General features: G+C 33.1%; 19 protein-coding genes. 16 read left to right on the top strand and 3 right to left on the bottom strand.

The window, feature by feature from the left end; translation table 11 throughout:
- Positions 1–45: 45 nt before the first annotated feature.
- Complete coding sequence (locus EAH81_RS18490) at positions 46–2,022, bottom strand: thiamine pyrophosphate-dependent enzyme (RefSeq protein WP_140509897.1); 1,977 nt, start codon at positions 2,020–2,022, stop codon at positions 46–48.
- Between the two features lie 171 nt (positions 2,023–2,193).
- Between EAH81_RS18490 and EAH81_RS18485 the strand changes: the two genes are divergently transcribed.
- The 10 genes from EAH81_RS18485 (at position 2,194) to abc-f (ending at position 11,110) form a co-directional block, all read left to right on the top strand.
- A complete protein-coding gene (locus EAH81_RS18485; RefSeq protein WP_140509895.1) occupies positions 2,194–3,144 on the top strand; it encodes an isopenicillin N synthase family dioxygenase in 951 nt (316 codons plus the stop codon).
- A 127-nt stretch (positions 3,145–3,271) separates the two neighbouring features.
- The gene (locus EAH81_RS18480) at positions 3,272–3,604 is read left to right on the top strand and encodes a translation initiation factor (protein WP_140509893.1); all 333 of its coding nucleotides are present in this window, start codon (positions 3,272–3,274) and stop codon (positions 3,602–3,604) included.
- 278 nt (positions 3,605–3,882) lie between these two features.
- Complete coding sequence (locus EAH81_RS18475) at positions 3,883–4,752, top strand: nucleoside phosphorylase (protein ID WP_140509891.1); 870 nt, start codon at positions 3,883–3,885, stop codon at positions 4,750–4,752.
- 124 nt (positions 4,753–4,876) lie between these two features.
- On the top strand, positions 4,877–5,317 hold the full coding sequence (locus EAH81_RS18470; protein ID WP_140509889.1) for a DinB family protein: 441 nt from the start codon (positions 4,877–4,879) through the stop codon (positions 5,315–5,317).
- Positions 5,318–5,321: 4 nt separating this feature from the next.
- Positions 5,322–5,714: a VOC family protein gene (locus EAH81_RS18465; protein WP_140509887.1), complete on the top strand. Its 393-nt coding sequence runs from the start codon at positions 5,322–5,324 to the stop codon at positions 5,712–5,714.
- A 72-nt stretch (positions 5,715–5,786) separates the two neighbouring features.
- Positions 5,787–6,260 (top strand): DUF4265 domain-containing protein, encoded by a 474-nt coding sequence (locus EAH81_RS18460; protein ID WP_140509884.1) that lies wholly within the window; start codon positions 5,787–5,789, stop codon positions 6,258–6,260.
- A gap of 84 nt (positions 6,261–6,344) precedes the next feature.
- On the top strand, positions 6,345–7,196 hold the full coding sequence (locus EAH81_RS18455) for a substrate-binding domain-containing protein (RefSeq protein WP_140509882.1): 852 nt from the start codon (positions 6,345–6,347) through the stop codon (positions 7,194–7,196).
- Between the two features lie 19 nt (positions 7,197–7,215).
- Entirely contained in the window at positions 7,216–8,148 is a 933-nt protein-coding gene (locus EAH81_RS18450) for a transglutaminase (RefSeq protein ID WP_140509879.1), read from the top strand.
- Positions 8,149–8,706: 558 nt separating this feature from the next.
- Positions 8,707–9,075, top strand: a complete 369-nt coding sequence (locus EAH81_RS18445) for a hypothetical protein (protein ID WP_140509877.1) — start codon at positions 8,707–8,709, stop codon at positions 9,073–9,075.
- Between the two features lie 448 nt (positions 9,076–9,523).
- Positions 9,524–11,110 carry a ribosomal protection-like ABC-F family protein gene (gene abc-f / locus EAH81_RS18440; protein WP_140509875.1) on the top strand — a complete coding sequence of 529 codons (1,587 nt, stop codon included), beginning with the start codon at positions 9,524–9,526 and terminating at the stop codon, positions 11,108–11,110.
- Between the two features lie 109 nt (positions 11,111–11,219).
- Here the strand turns inward: abc-f and EAH81_RS18435 are convergent, their stop codons facing one another.
- Together EAH81_RS18435 and EAH81_RS18430 are read right to left on the bottom strand one after the other, a co-directional pair.
- On the bottom strand, positions 11,220–11,441 hold the full coding sequence (locus EAH81_RS18435) for a hypothetical protein (RefSeq protein WP_140509872.1): 222 nt from the start codon (positions 11,439–11,441) through the stop codon (positions 11,220–11,222).
- A gap of 64 nt (positions 11,442–11,505) precedes the next feature.
- Positions 11,506–11,700, bottom strand: coding sequence for a hypothetical protein (locus EAH81_RS18430; protein WP_140509869.1), 195 nt, complete (start codon positions 11,698–11,700; stop codon positions 11,506–11,508).
- An 87-nt stretch (positions 11,701–11,787) separates the two neighbouring features.
- Here EAH81_RS18430 and EAH81_RS18425 point away from each other — a divergent pair, with 87 nt between their 5' ends.
- The 6 genes from EAH81_RS18425 (at position 11,788) to EAH81_RS18400 (ending at position 16,840) form a co-directional block, all read left to right on the top strand.
- The gene (locus EAH81_RS18425) at positions 11,788–12,522 is read left to right on the top strand and encodes a helix-turn-helix transcriptional regulator (protein ID WP_140509867.1); all 735 of its coding nucleotides are present in this window, start codon (positions 11,788–11,790) and stop codon (positions 12,520–12,522) included.
- A 136-nt stretch (positions 12,523–12,658) separates the two neighbouring features.
- Positions 12,659–12,982, top strand: coding sequence for an ArsR/SmtB family transcription factor (locus EAH81_RS18420; RefSeq protein WP_140509865.1), 324 nt, complete (start codon positions 12,659–12,661; stop codon positions 12,980–12,982).
- A 5-nt stretch (positions 12,983–12,987) separates the two neighbouring features.
- The gene (locus EAH81_RS18415) at positions 12,988–13,455 is read left to right on the top strand and encodes an SRPBCC domain-containing protein (protein WP_140509862.1); all 468 of its coding nucleotides are present in this window, start codon (positions 12,988–12,990) and stop codon (positions 13,453–13,455) included.
- 192 nt (positions 13,456–13,647) lie between these two features.
- Positions 13,648–14,025: a DoxX family protein gene (locus tag EAH81_RS18410; RefSeq protein ID WP_140509860.1), complete on the top strand. Its 378-nt coding sequence runs from the start codon at positions 13,648–13,650 to the stop codon at positions 14,023–14,025.
- Between the two features lie 463 nt (positions 14,026–14,488).
- Positions 14,489–15,562 carry a hypothetical protein gene (locus EAH81_RS18405; protein WP_140509858.1) on the top strand — a complete coding sequence of 358 codons (1,074 nt, stop codon included), beginning with the start codon at positions 14,489–14,491 and terminating at the stop codon, positions 15,560–15,562.
- 417 nt (positions 15,563–15,979) lie between these two features.
- On the top strand, positions 15,980–16,840 hold the full coding sequence (locus EAH81_RS18400; protein ID WP_140509855.1) for a helix-turn-helix domain-containing protein: 861 nt from the start codon (positions 15,980–15,982) through the stop codon (positions 16,838–16,840).
- Positions 16,841–16,862 lie beyond the last annotated feature (22 nt).

Here is a 16,862-nt window from a genome sequence, read left to right as displayed (position 1 = left end):
AGATAAAAAAAATGTTGTTTATGCAAAACTATTTACTATTTGGTCCTAATCTTTTAATAAATCCAATAAAACTTCTTCAAAACGATCTTTTGGTAAAAACTGATCTTCCAGTGCTTTAGTAAATGGAATTGGCGAATCTAAACTTGCAACTCTTTTTACAGGCGCATCAAGATATTCAAAACATTCTTCCATAATCAACGCCGAAATATCGCTTGCAATTCCGCCAAAAAGAGTGTCTTCCTGATAAATAATTACTTTTCCTGTTTTCTTAACGGATGCAAAAATAGTTTCGGTGTCTAAAGGCTGCAAAGTCCTTAAATCAATTAAATCAGCCTGTATTTCGGGGTATTTTGACAAAGTTTCTAAAGCCCAATGTACCGGAGCTCCAAAAGCAATAATAGTTATTGAATTTCCTTCTTTTAATAAAGCGGCTTTTCCTAACGGAATTGTATAATAATCTGTTGGAACATCCTGATAAACGCTTCTGTACAATTGTTTATGTTCGAAAAACAAAACAGGATTTGGATCGTTTATTGAAGTATTTAGCAGCCCTTTTGCATCATATGGAAATGCGGGATAAACTACTTTTAAACCCGGAGTTTTAGTAAACCAGGCTTCATTTGTCTGCGAATGAAACGGTCCTGCCTGAGTTCCGCCACCGCAAGGCATTCGAACTACTACATCAGCCTTTTCGCCCCAGCGATAATGAGATTTTGCCAGTAAATTAACAATTGGATTAAAACCTGTGGAGACAAAATCGGCAAATTGCATTTCGACAATTGCCTTATATCCGTTAATTGATAAGCCCATTCCGGCAGATACAATTGCGCTTTCGCAAATGGGAGTATTCCGTACGCGATCTTTACCAAATGTTTCGACAAAACCTTCTGTGATTTTAAAAGCCCCGCCATATTCAGCAATATCCTGCCCCATAATAATCAGGTTTTGGTGGCGTTGCATCGATTGGTCTAAACTGTTTCTGATAGCGTCTATAAAACGAATATTTTTAGATTCTGATTCCGGGCTAACTTCTTCGTATTGAAAAGGTTTGTAAACATCGTTTAATTCTCCACTATAAGTAGAAATGATTTCAGGTTCTGCATTTGCAATAGCCCAATTTTCTTCTATTTCATGTTTAATTTCTTCGTATAAAACTGCATCATGTTCTTCGGTTAGAATACCTTCTTCTAATAAAAACATTCTGTAATTATCAACAGGATCTTGTGGTCCCCATTTCCTTAATAATTCATCAGGAACATATTTTGTGCCACTAGCCTCTTCATGTCCGCGCATTCTAAAAGTCTTAAACTCCAGCAAAACCGGATGCGGATCTTTCTGCATCTGCTCTTTTAACTGAGTTATTTTGTGATAAACTTCTAAGATGTTGTTTCCGTCAATAATATAACTGTCGATTCCGTAGCCAATACCTTTATCGGCTAAGTTTTCGCAGGAATATTGTTCGTTTGTTGGAGTCGAAAGTCCGTAACCATTGTTTTCGATGATAAATAGTACGGGCAATTTCCAAACGGCAGCAATATTTAGTGCCTCGTGAAAATCACCTTCACTTGTTGCTCCTTCTCCTGTAAAAACTGCTGTAACTTTTTTATTATTCTGAAGTTTATCGGCAAGAGCAATTCCGTCTGCGATCCCTAATTGCGGACCTAAATGCGAAATCATTCCGATAATATTATATTCCTGGGTTCCAAAATGAAAACTGCGATCTCTTCCTTTTGTAAAACCGTTTGCTTTTCCCTGCCATTGCGAAAATAAGCGATGCAACGGAATGTTTCTGGTGGTAAAAACGCCTAAGTTTCGATGCATTGGCAACACATATTCAGTGTCGTCTAAAGCAGCGGTAACTCCCACAGCGATTGCTTCCTGCCCAATTCCGGAAAACCATTTTGAGACTTTTCCCTGCCGAATCAGGATTAGCATTTTTTCTTCGATCAAACGAGGTTTTAGAATTTTTTTATACAAGTCTAATAATTGAATATTAGTAAGGTTTTGTTTGTAGAAAATCATTTGATGCGCTGTTTAAGTATTTCAAATATAGAAAATTATAACAATTCAATTTATTTTTGTTAGATAATTTTAATTTTATTATAACTTTTAAAATTCAAATATAAAATATTCTCTACCTTTGTTATTGAAAGGTTTTACGAGACCTTTTATCTTTAAATAAAAATGTAAAGTATGCAAAACATTCCTAGTGTAGACTTACGTGATTTCCTTTCGGACGACCCGAAACGTAAACAAAAATTTGTAAATGAAATCGGCAGTGCATTTGAAAACATTGGCTTCGTAGCCCTAAAAGGTCACTTTTTAGACGACCAGTTAGTAGACGAGCTTTATAGCGAAATTAGAAAATTTTTCGCTTTGCCAGTAGAAACTAAGCATAATTATGAAATTCCCGGTATTGGCGGACAAAGAGGTTATGTATCTTTTGGAAAAGAACATGCTAAAGGACGTAAAGAAGGAGATTTGAAAGAATTTTGGCATTTTGGCCAGTATGTTGATGCTTCTTCAAAATATGCTTCGGAATATCCGGACAATGTTGAAGTAAAAGAATTACCACGTTTTAATGTTGTTGGTAAAGAGGCGTATCAAATGCTTGAAAAAACAGGCGTTTATGTGTTAAGAGCTTTGGCTTTGCATTTAGGTTTAGATGAGTTTTATTTTGACCAATATGCCAAAGAAGGAAACTCTATTTTGAGACCAATTCATTATCCACCAATTACTTCTGAGCCGGAAAATGCAATTCGTGCAGCCGCTCACGGTGATATTAACCTGATTACGCTTTTAATGGGCGCTCAGGGAAAAGGATTGCAAGTTCAAAACCATGACGGTGAATGGATTGATGCTATCGCAGAAAATGACGAATTAGTGATTAATGTTGGAGATATGTTGTCAAGACATACCAATAACAAGCTAAAATCGACAATTCACCAGGTTGTTAATCCGCCTAGAGAATTATGGGGAACTTCACGTTTTTCTGTTCCGTTTTTTATGCATCCCGTAAGCGATATGCGTTTGGATTGTCTTGAAAACTGTATAGATGCTGAGAATCCTAAGAAATTCGAAGATATTACGGCAGGAGATTATTTATACGAACGTTTAGTAGATTTAGGTTTAATCAAAAAATAAACTCAAATTAAATTCCTCCCGAAGCCTCGGATAAAATTCCAAATTCCAAACTCATCATTGGAATTTGGAATTTAATTTTTAAAATACTTAATAATTGGAATTTATTTTTTTTAGCATAAAAAAAATTATGGACTTACAAGATCAATTAAAAAATTTATTTCCGGATCATGTCGAATCAAGTGAGCCTGAAGAAGTTCAGGAGCAGGATCATGTGCTTTATATTCAAAAAGAGCCTATGATTTGCAAATTCGAAAAACGAAAAGGAAAAGCCACCACGATTATAGAAGGTTACGAAGGATCTGATGAAGATTTTAAAGTCCTTGCCAAAGAAATTAAAACCAAATTAAGTGTTGGCGGAACTTTTAAAGACAGCTCAATCATCATTCAAGGTGATTATCGCGATAAAATCATGGAAATCCTAAAAGTAAAAGGATTTAAAACGAAAAGAGTTGGTGGGTGAAAATTTTAGATTGCAGATGATTGTGAAATTTAACCGCAAAGTTCGCTAAGAATTATAATTTGATGCCGAAACGTTGGGTAGTAAAAACACAAAGATCACAAAGCTTTGTCTTGAAAAATTAGATTTCCAGTTATTGAAATTTCGAAAAAAAAAAATAAATCTGTGACAATCCGTTCGATCGGTTAAATCCGTGGGCATAAAAAAAGACGTACTGCTGTGCGCCTCTACGATAAAACCTTTGAACCTTTGCCACTTAGAACCTTAGAACCTCAAAAAAAATGATACAAAACTCAGAATTAATACTAAATCCAGACGGAAGTGTTTACCACTTAAACCTTCGTCCTGAACATATTGCCCACGATATAATTTTTGTTGGAGATCAGAACAGAGTCGAGAAAATCACTCAGTTCTTTGATTCTATTGAATATTCAACTCAAAAAAGAGAATTTAAAACTCAAACTGGAATCTATAAAGGAAAAAGAATATCTGTAATATCAACAGGAATTGGTCCTGACAATATCGATATTGTTTTGAATGAATTAGACGCTTTGGTAAACATAGATTTACAGACCCGCTTGCCAAAAGAAAAACTAACTTCACTTAATATTATCAGAATTGGAACTTCGGGTTCTTTGCAGGCTGATATTCCTGTGGATAGTTTTGTAATGTCAAAATTCGGATTAGGATTAGACAATATGCTTCGCTCCTATTTGATCGACGAAGTTTCGAATGCAGCGATCGAAGATGCTTTTGTTGCGCATACTAATTGGGATATTAGAAAAGGAAAACCGTATGCAATTGCCTGTTCTGAGAAATTAGAGAAAATTATAGAATCTGATAGGATTTTTAAAGGAATTACCGCTACAGCCGGAGGATTTTATGGTCCGCAAGGGCGTGTTTTACGTTTGGATATTCAGGATGCAGAATTAAACAATAAAATGGATAATTTTAATTTTGATAATAATAGAATCACTAATTTAGAAATGGAAACTGCTGCAATCTATGGACTTTCGGCTCTTTTGGGACATAATGCATTGTCATTGAATGCCATTATTGCCAATCGTGCATCGGGAACTTTTAGTGAAGATCCTTATAAGGCTGTTGATGAATTGATTACTTATACGTTGAATAAACTGGCGCAGAAATAAATTAGATAATTAGATAATTCTTGTTGGTCGTTGAAGTTGATGGTGTTGTTTTTATTTGTTTGTCATTTGATTATTTATTGCAATTCATTTAAATAGTACTTATTTTTAAAAATTAGAGAGTTCAATGCAAGACGCTATTCTTAAATTTGAAAAACTATTGTTGGAAAATGTGAACCATTTTCCAACAATAAATCATAATACTTTAGAAGAAAGAAAACCAGGAAAGTGGTCTAAAAAAGAGGTTTTAGGGCATTTGGTAGATTCGGCAATTCATAATCTGGTTCGTTTTACAGAAATTAATTATGTAGAAAAACCTTATCAGCATCGACCATATAGTCAAATAGATTTGGTAAATTTAAACCAATATCAAACAATGGATATTAATGAACTGACACAGTTGTGGTTTGTGTTAAACAAACAGATTGTCAAGCTAATGAAATCGGTTGATGAGAAGGCTTTAGATTATAAAATTGTGCTAACTGATGGCTCTGTAATTGATTTAAAATTTTTGATGACAGATTATGTGGAACATTTAGAACATCATATCAACCAGATAAAAGCTTAAAATTATGTTTTTGAGAGTTGCCCGCCACACCAATGATTTAGAAAGAATTGTCGATTTTTATGTCAATATTCTGGGTTTTGAACTTTTAGGAGACTTTCAGAATCATAATAATTATGATGGTATTTTTATTGGAAAACATGGGTTAGACTGGCATTTTGAATTTACAAAATCTCATGAAGAAGCCAATCATACTTTTGATCCGGATGATGTTATAGTACTTTATCCCAAATCAATTTTAGATTATGATGTATTGATTGGCAATCTTATACATAACAATATTTCAATCTTAACTGCAAATAACCCTTTCTGGAATGAAAACGGAAAAATGTTTCTCGATCCGGATGGTTATCGTATTGTTTTGTCGCCGTTGAAAGCCATAATAAGTGAGATTAATTAGATAATTAGTCAATTTGAAAATTAGATAATTGATTAGAGCACGCTTAAAAAAAAATATTACAAAAATTTAATAATGCAAGATACACACAAGAAAATCCTATTTAGGTATTATAGTGATTTATTAGAAGACACGATTGTAGAAACAATGTGGGCCGAAATTATAGATTTAGATAAAGGTTATTTTAAATTAGATAATATTCCTTTTTTCGGACCTTCAATTGCAACAGATGATATTTTCTTTGCTGAATTTGATGAAGACGAACAATTTCTTACTTACAGAGAAACTATCAAAGTTTCTGGGAATTCTATTGTTCAGGTTGTAATTTTGGAAAAAGGATTTGATAAAGAAATTATCAGAGAAAAGCTTAAAGAAATTAATTGTGAATCTGAAGGTATGAACGAAACTCTTTTTGCTATCGAAGTAACTCAAGAAGTAGATTATTCGATTGTTAAAAGCTTACTAAATGAATATGTAGAACTTTCAGTAATAGATTTTGGAGAACCTTGCCTTTCTGAAAAACACCGAACTGATTTATTAAAAAACTAAACCAAAAACGCAAACAAACAAACAAACAAACAAACAAACAAACTTATAATACGCATACCAAACTTAACTTAAACTTAAACTATAATGAAAACTGTAAAAATTGTAGGTGTTCCCGAACACTTCAATTTGCCATGGCATCTATGCATTGAAAATGGCGAATTTGAAGCTGAAAACATTGATTTACAATGGAAAAATATTCCCGAAGGTACTGGCAAAATGTGCCAGATGCTACGAGACGGAGAAGCTGATATAGCGGTTATTTTGACGGAAGGAATTGTAAAAGATATTGTTGCCGGAAATCCAAGTAAAATTGTTCAGATTTATGTGCAATCGCCTTTAATTTGGGGAATTCACGTTGGTGCAAATTCAGATTTTCATACTGTAAAAGATCTTAAAGACAAAAAAGTAGCTATTTCGAGAATTGGTTCAGGATCTCAGTTAATGGCGTATGTAAATGCGCATGAACAAGGCTGGGAAACGGATGATTTGCAATTTGAAATTATCAATACAATCGACGGAGCTGTTGAAGCACTGACAAACGGAACGGCAGATTATTTTATGTGGGAGCGTTTTATGACCAAACCTCTTGTTGATCAGGGAATTTTCAGACGTGTTGGTGACTGTCCTACTCCATGGCCTTCATTTGTAATTACTGTTCGCGACGAATTCTTAAAAAAGAACCCTAAAACCGTCGAGAAAATCCTTGAAATTATAAACAAAACTACACACGATTTTATTCAGATTCCTGATATTGACAAAACTTTGTCGGAGCTTTTTAATCAAAAACTGGAAGATATTCAGGAATGGTTAAAGCTTACGCAATGGTCTCAGAAACATTTAAGTGAAAAAGCATTTATTAAAATTCAAAATCAATTATTTGATCTCGGTATTATTGATAAAAAAAGTACTTTTGTTGAAACGGTAAAAGCGCTGTAAAATACTGCTTTTGATTCTTATGATAAAATTCCCTAAAATTGACTTTCCGCAGTTAAAATCCAAGTTACAGGTGAAATCACCTTGGGATAGGGTCATTATTATGATATTGAGTCTTTTGATCACAATTCCGATTTTTATCATTCTGCACCAGAATCTAATTGATTTAAACTGGGCTTTTAATTTAGATCGGGTTTTCATATTTATATTTGTTTTTGCTGCAATTTTCTTTCTTTTGATGTTGTTGCGAACGATTATAATATTGTGTATCGCCGTTTATTTATTGGTTTTGGTTTATGGAAGCGTTATTGGAAATTATGGTTTCAGCGAAATTTCTGAAGATTATAATTCGATGATTTATACCATGTCGGATAATCCATTTCCACAGGATATTATTGTAGCAAAACTGCTTCCGTTTCCCAATAAATCTAAAATTATAAATGCAATAGAATATCAGAATCCAAAAGTGCGCAATTTTGCCATTATGGCGACTACAAAGCATTTTAAAGGTATAAAAGGATATTCTGATTACAGAACCATCATTCAGTGTTTTGCGGTCTTTAAAGAGATTAATAGCCGCTGGAATTATGTCAATGATCCAAAAGAAGGCGATTATATTGCGACGGCAAGCGAGTCGCTGCAATATTTTTCGGGAGATTGCGACGATCATTCTATTCTGATGGCCGCTGCAGTACGTTCTATTGGCGGAACTCCACGATTAATTCATACCAAAGGACATATTTATCCTGAAATATTAATTGGCTCTTTGATCGACTTGGAGAAAGTCAATTATTTGATCAAAAACGTACTTTTTGTCAAGGAAAGTTACGGCAAAAAGATCCATTATCACGTTGATGACCGCGGTCAGGTCTGGATGAATCTGGATTATACTGCCACGTATCCCGGAGGACCATTTTTGTACGAAGAAATTCTGGGAGCCCTAACTCTTAATTAGAGGGACAAAGGTTCTGAGGAACAAAGGGGCAAAGAATCTACCAACACAAAGCCTTGGTTGGCTATTTTTAGCACGCAGATTGGGCAGTTTTGGTAGATTTTTTTTCTATATTCTAAAATTGACCTGCTCAATCTGCCAAATCTGCGAGAAAATTTGACCACAAAGTTTTGAAAATCTTTTTAATCATTAAAATCTGTGGCAAAAATTAACTCTTAATTAGAGGGACAAAGGTTTCTGAGGGACAAAGGGACAAAGGTTTTTCTGTAGAGACGCACAGCAGTGCGTCTAATCTATGTTGTCTGTTTGATATTTAATCTCTAATCTATTTGTATAATCTTACGAAAGATGCACTGCTGTGCATCTCTACACATCTATATATGCTTACAATACGAAAAGGCTACAAACTTTATGTGTAAGTTCTATTAATTGGAATTTGGTCCCGAGGCTTTGGGATAAAAATTGGAATTTAAAACAACCTCTTTATAAATATTTGATTTTTAGATTCTTAATTAGAAAAAATTTTGTAATTTTCTGTAGTTTAACTTTAATCAACAAATCATGAAAAAATCTAAATTATTTATCTTCGGAATTGCAATGGTGGCAGTATTAATGATTTCATGTCATAAGAGTAGAAATGAATTGGTGAACTCTTGGAAAGTTACCGCTGTTGAGCCTAAAATAACGCTCTCTGATTCTTTGAAAAATGTAATTCTAACTCAGGGAACATTAACCTTCACAAAAGATGGGCATGTAACCGGATATTTGCAGAGCGAAATCAATAATGGTACTTATGCTTTGACAAAAGGAGGAAAAAGTTTAGTAATTAAAGATGAAACTGGTACTCCATATCCTTGTGAAAGCACCATTACTGAGGACAAACTGATACTGGACAGTAAAGAAATGAAACTTACCCTTAGCAAAATATAACCATTAAAGTTCATTGTTTATGAACTCAAAATATTTAAAAACAAACCATATTGTACCCAAAAGCAATATGGTTTTTTTGTTTTCTATAATAGAGCGAAAATTAAAAAAAAGTTGCCACGAATTTCACGAATTTTCTCTAATTTTTATTTTGAAACCGCTTAAAAAATTTGCCACAGATTGTACAGATTTAAACAGATTTTTTGATCTGTGCAATCAGAATAAAAATTTAAAAAAAATTCGTGAATTGCTTCGCCTGTTCGCTATCGCTCGGGTCGTGGCGAAAAAAACTTACGTAGTACTCTTTGCAAGCTTTCAGATAAAATTATTATCTTTGTAAAACTTAAAACTACAAGCATTAATTTATGTGAAAAATAATTTCTTTCAGACAATTTAGAGAGTAACCACAATTTGTGGTGGCTCAATTTATTCATCTTTAGAGAAAGAAATTATGCTTATTCTACAAAACATTTCATATAAACACAATAACAAAGAATTATTGTTTGACAACATCAGTTTTACTGTAAACAATCACGAAAAAATAGCGCTAATTGGTAATAATGGCACAGGAAAATCTACTTTACTTAAAATTATTGCCGGCGAATTAGAACCTTTAAATGGCGAACTGCGATTAAGTTCTGAACCCTATTATATTCCGCAGATTTTTGGGCAATACAATGAATTTTCTATTGCTGAAGCATTACGTGTTGCCGACAAACTTACGGCACTCAAAGAAATTCTCAACGGCAATGTTACCGAAGATAGTCTAAACATTCTGAACGATGACTGGACAATTGAAGAGCGTTGCAGCAATGCTTTAAACTACTGGAATTTAGAAGAATTAGACCTAACAAAGAAAATGAATACTTTAAGTGGCGGGCAAAAGACAAAAATCTTTCTTGCCGGTATTTTAATTCATCAGCCGGAATTGGTTTTAATGGACGAACCAAGTAATCATCTTGACGCTGCTGCGAGAAAGTTACTGTATGATTTTATAGAATCTACATCTTCTACTCTGCTTATCGTAAGTCACGACAGAAATTTGTTAAATAAACTAAATACGGTTTATGAATTAAGTAAACACGGTGTTGCTGTTTATGGCGGAAATTATGATTTTTATGCTGAGCAGAAGCAGATAGAAATAAATGCCCTGAATCAGGATTTGCACTCCAAAGAAAAAGCGTTGCGAAAAGCGCGCGAAAAAGAACGGGAAACATTAGAAAGGCAACAAAAACTGGATGCTCGAGGCAAAAAGAAACAAGAGAAATCAGGCGTTGCAAGAATAATGATGAATACGCTGCGAAATAATGCTGAGAATAGCAGTTCGAAATTAAAAGGTGTTCACGCGGAAAAAATCGAGGGTATTTTGCAGGAATTACGCGAATTACGTTCTTCGGTTCCTGATATCGATCAGATGAAGATAGGATTTGATAATTCGGTATTGCACAAAGGGAAAATACTTTTTAATGCCAACGAAATCAATTTTAAATACAAAGATAATCTTCTTTGGAAAGAGAATTTGAATATCGAAATTACCAGCGGAAACCGACTTGCATTGAAAGGCACGAATGGCTCAGGCAAAACGACTTTGATTAAAATTATACTTGGAAAACTAGAACCGCAGATTGGAACGGTTTTCCGAGCCGAAAACAAATCAATTTATATCGATCAGGATTATTCTTTAATTCAAAATAATCTAAAAGTTTACGATCAGGCACAATATTTTAATAATTCAGGATTGGAAGAACATGATATAAAAATGAGATTAAATCGCTTTTTGTTCTCGAAGCAGGATTGGGACAAACCCTGTTCTGCATTGAGCGGAGGCGAAAAAATGCGTTTAATGCTTTGTTGTCTTACGATAAGCAACGAATCTCCGGATCTTATTATTCTCGACGAACCAACAAACAATTTAGACATTCAAAATATTGAAATTCTGACCAAGGCGATTAATGAATACCAGGGCTCACTAATTGTGGTTTCACATGATGAGTACTTTTTGGAACAAATTAATATTAAAAAGGACATCTTGTTATAATTAATTCTTTTGAATATTTTACAAAAAAAATAGCCTCCAAAATCGACGTTTATGGAGGCTTTTGACTTAGAGATCACATCTTAAGATCTACTAAATCATGAAAGCAAAATTAGTTAATCACTCTATAAGTTGCTTTTGTGTGTTTTGTGATTTTTGGATTATCCAGGATTAATTCACCATAAGATTTAAACGCTTTTTTCTCTGTTTCAGAAAGCTCAATATCACTTTGCCAATTGCCTGTTTCATCCATGAAAATCAATTTCCCGTTAATTTCATATTCTTTATGATCTTCAACGGGTTTAATTTCTACAATCAATATTTTATGGTCCATGGTTATTCTTTGGTTTTGAAATATTTTAGAATATTGTTATTAAATTTGTCAGACGTAAAACTTTTTATAGCGTTTTTAAAAGCGCAGTAACTGCCACTTCCATTATTTTATAATCCTTTCTTACAATATCAGTCATTTCACTTCTGCGATCTCCGGAAAGGCTCATTGTGATGAATCTTTTTGATAGTCCATACTTTTCTTTGATACGATTAAGTATTTCTGTGTTGTAAGTATTTTTCTTTTTCGTTTCTTTGTCCATTGCCTTGTCTGTTCCTGTTGCGGGAACAAAGATATAAACAATTGTTTATAAAACAACAAGGTTTAGTAAACTATTTCTTATAATTTTATGAAAGCAATTGAAAGATTTTATCAATACCTTGAGTACAAAGGTATTAAGTCAACCAGATTTGAAAAGGATAATGGTTTGTCAAACGGTTATTTAGGGACACAATTAAAGCGAAATGGAAATTTAGGAGAGGAAATCTTAAATAAACTAATAAACAATTGTTTAGATATCAATCCTGCATGGTTACTTACAGGAAAAGGTTCTATGGTAAAAACGGACAATTACGCACAAAATTTAAATCGCGATGATAGTAATTACTTAGAAGAACAATCTCCGGTATTTGCAGCCACAAAAAGCAAAAAACTTCAAAAGCCATCAATACCATTGTACAATATAGAGACAGCAACATCGGCGGCGACCATATTTAGTGATGAAAATTCAGAAGAGTTTATTGACGAAATTACAATCCCAAACCTGCCAAAATGTGATGGTGCCGTTTATATAAGCAGTGACAGCATGTATCCGCTTTTAAAATCCGGCGATATAGTGATATATAAAAAAATCGCGGCTACAATTGAAAACATTTATTGGGGCGAAATGTATCTTATCTCGTTGCTTAATGCTGACAAAGAGGAATATGTGATGGTAAAATGGATTCAGAAATCTGAAAAAGGTGATGAGTTTGTAAAACTTGTTTCAGAGAATAAATTTCACGAATCAAAAGACTTTCATATCGACACTATTACCGGTTTAGCCCTGGTTAAAGCAAGTATAAGAATAAATACTACTCTTTAAGAAGCATCTCCACTACTCTATTTCAGTGATTTAGAATTATTATTTTTTAAAATAAATACAATATTTTAAAAAAAATTAATAAAAAACATTGCGCAGTCAAATAACTGCATTATATTTGCAGTCAAATAACTGCACAATGGAAATTAGAAGAGATGTTTTTCAGGCAATTGCTGACCCAACTCGCAGGGCAATATTGAGTTTGGTCGCTATTCAGGCTATGACACCAGGAAATATAGCCGAAAATTTTAGTTCGTCACGACAAACTATTTCAAAACACATTCAGATTTTAACGGAATGCGAATTATTGCATCAAACACAAACCGGAAGAGAGATTTTTTATCATTTGAATCCCGAAAAAATCAGGGAAATTGACCATTTTATTGAGCCTTTTAGAAAAATGTGGGATGAAAAGTTCAATAAACTCGAAGCTATAATGAAGAACTATCAACCCAAAAAATAGAAATCATGGAACAAAAAACAAAAATTGCCGCCGAAAACGGCAAACAGGAAATTGTAATAACCAGAGAATTTGATTTGCCTTTGGAATTACTTTTTAAAGCTTATGTAGAGTCTGAAATTGTAGAACAATGGATGGGAACAAAAGTTTTGAAGCTTGAAAATGTAAAACATGGCGGATGGCAATTCGAAACTACAGACGCCAAAGGAAATGTTGTGTTTCAGGCTAATGGCGTGATTCATGAGATCATCGAAAACCAAAAAATCACAAGAACTTTCGAAATGGAAAATACTCCTTTTCCGGCTCAGTTAGAGTTTTTGGAATTCGAAAAAACATCAGATCAAACGAGTAAACTTACCATGCAAATTGTCTACAAATCAGTTGCATTGAGAGATCAAATGCTGAAACTTCCTTTTGCGCAAGGAATGAATATGGCACACAATCGTTTGCAGGATTTTGTAAGCCAATTAAACTAAATAAAAAGTTTAATCCATACGGCATATTTTTTCTGGTGAATTTCATTATTCTACTACCAACATTTAACTCCTAACGGAGTAATAAAAAAATATCTCGGAGAGATTACATATTGGTAGAAAACAATTTATCCAGGTCTGTTTTGTCCCTTAGGGACTAAACTTTATTAACTAACAAATTAAACTAAAGAAATTATGACTAAGAGAAATAAAATTATCTATTGGGTTGCAACGCTTTGGCTTGCATTAGGAATGACTGCAACAGGAATTGTTCAATTTATTAAATTGAAGGAACAAACAACAATGATGGCTCATTTGGGATATCCGCTTTATTTTTTAACGCTTTTGGGAATTTGGAAAATCCTTGGTGTTATCGCAATTCTTATTCCTAAGTTTCCTTTGTTGAAAGAATGGGCTTATGCAGGTTTTTTCTTTGCAATGTCGGGCGCAGTTTTCTCGCACATAGCGAGTGGAGATGAAGCCAAAGAACTTTTTGGTCCGATTTTATTAATCGTTTTAACTGTATTATCTTGGTATTTTAGACCTGCAGATCGAAAAACGATTTCGGCTTAATTAAGTTTTTAACAATATGTTTCATAGAACTCCATTTTAATAAATGGAGTTTTTTATTGCATTTTTGGCTTGCACATTTTTGTCATCCTGAGGAACGAAGAATCACATTATTAACTCGACAAAGATTGGCGATTTTGCATGTGGAATTACTTGTGTAATCCTTCGTTCCTTAGGATGACAATTGTTGTGTTTCTAATTTTCTTAAAAAAAAGAGACTTCTAATTTAGCCCCGATAGAGCCGGTATCCTTTGAGAGGAACGAACAAAGATATAGGTGAAAGCGGGACTTCGGGTCTTGAAAAAACTGATTTTTCTGCTCCTAAAAAAAAATAGACAATCAAACAAACTTCGCCAAACTCTAAAAATTAAATCCTTTTATACCATAATTAGGAAGATAATTGAATTTATAATTTCTATTTTCGTTTGAGAAATATTTCCCTAAAGAAAGAGACAAAATAGAATATATGGAATTGCGAACTTATGATTTGACAAAAGGTATTGAGGTATCTTACGAGAATATTCTAAAGATGCATTTTGTCCCGAATTCGAATAAACTTGTATTGCTTAAAGTTAATTCATCTTGGGGATTATTTGTTGAAATTGTTGATTTTGACAGCTTTTTAACAACAATAATTACTCTTGATAATAAGTTAAGAATTTATTATCGGGAATTCGAACATAATTCTTTTGTAGATTACAGTAAGTGTTTGGATGATTCAATAGTATTTTCTTTAAAACATATTTTCGAGTTTTATTTCTCGGATGATTTAGAATTCATTTATTTAAGAGCGAGATTAAACAATTCTGCCGAGCAAGTTTGTCATTTTAAAATTGATTTAGAAGGAAAAATAGTTAATGAAAAAATAGAAAATTCATCATATGATTCTGTGTATGCCTACTCTCATTTAAAAAAATATTTGATAAATGATAATTTTGTTTTTTTAGACCTTGATAATTTTACTGAACATGATTTAGTAGACTTTTTTGATAAAACTTTTGAGAATGACAATTTTTTATATTTAGGTTTCAATGACGGTAGATATTCAATATTTACATTGCCGGATAAAAATCTTTTTGGACTGATTTTTTTCGATAAAGACGATAATTATCCACGGGGAAGTTTTAATATTTTTAAAATTAATGATATTAAAAAGCCTGAGCTTATATTTTCCTTTAGAATTGATGAATTTGGAGATCATCACACTTTTAATCCAAGCGGAAATAAAATTGCATATTGTAAATATTTAGATTTTGATGAAATAGAAATTAAAATAAGAGAACTCTATCAAAATGAATTTGAGAATGCAATAGAATTTAATATTCCGTATTCAAAAGAAGATTCGTCTCCAGAGGAGATAATTTTGTCTGATGCTAATTTTATTATAATAGTTTTCAATAATAGATTTGAAGTTTATAACATTTATACACAGGAACAAATGGCCGTTTATAATCGGGATATTCGAACTTTATATTGTTTTGGCGAGAATAAATTATTCTATATTTATTTGAATAAATTAAAAATGGAGTTTTTAGGTTAAACGACATTCGTTTGATTTTGTAATTTTTTTTAGAAGCAGACCAATCTGTTTTTTCAAGACCAGAAGTCCCGCTTTCGCCTATATCTTTGTTCGTTCCTCTCAAAGGATACCTGCTCTATCGGGGCTAAATTAGAAGTATCAAATTTTCAAGCTTTTCAATGAGAAACCCGATATTCCCTAAGTTTCGGGATTAGGGCTTTGCCGAATAAATCTCGCGCAAAGTCGCAAAGACGCAAAGAAAATGTATTGTAAACTTGGCGGCTTTGCGACTTTGCGCGATTTTTTTTTAATCATAATTGTCTAAAAAATGCTTAATAAAATGACATTGCCCATAGCCTCGGCATTCAAACCTATCAGCCTCATGCAGCAAACTTAGCATCAGAATTGAATATCTTTGTGTCAAGTAATAAAGCCATAATGTCTAAAAAAACAAAATCAATTCCAGTAAATCCTGCAAATGGCGACTTTGAGCCCGGAATTGCTATTATTGGCAGAATATCCGTTAAGGATTTTGAGGCTTCCAGAGAATTTGAAGAATCACACAGAGATAATTTTCATTTATTTCTCTTGCAGGAAAAAGGAACTACGGGTATTGAAATTGATTTTGAAACCTATAAAATTCAGCCTTCTTCCCTACTCTACATTCATCCCAATCAAATCCATCGTTCAACAGGATTCGAAGACGTAACTTTTAGCGGATGGGCAATCGATAATGAAAATTTAAATCCGGAATATCTAAAATTATTAGAAGATATTACGCCAGTAAAACCCTTATTAATTAACGAAGATACATTTGCCGTTATTTCAGAAGCAATAGCATTGTGCGTAAATCTCTCTAAAAGAAACCACGAAAAATTATATCATTCTATTCTCAAAGATAGTTGCAATGCATTAGTAGGATTGGTTATTTCGCAATATTTGGAACAAACAAAAACAACAGATACACTTTCGAGATTTGATATTGTGACCAAAGCATTCAAAGTACTTTTAGAACAAAATTTTACAACTATAAAAAAGCCTGTTGAATATGCGAAAAAGCTCAATATATCAACAGCTTATCTTAACGAATGCGTAAAAAACGTTACTGGTTTTTCGGTTACACATCATATTCAGCAACGTATTATTCTCGAGGCAAAACGATTGCTTTATCATTCGGATAAATCAGTAAAAGAAATTTCTGCCGAATTAGGCTACGATGATTATCCTTATTTTTCCCGATTATTTTCTAAAGTAACCGGAATATCTCCGCTAACCTTTCGGAATAAAAACCACGTATAGTCCAACGCTTACTTTGTTTTGC

It is taken from the genome of Flavobacterium pectinovorum, assembly GCF_006438875.1.
Classification (GTDB): Bacteria; Bacteroidota; Bacteroidia; order Flavobacteriales; family Flavobacteriaceae; genus Flavobacterium; species Flavobacterium pectinovorum_A.
Note: the sequence above shows the minus strand (reverse complement) of the source record. Positions and strands in the feature narration are given on the sequence as shown.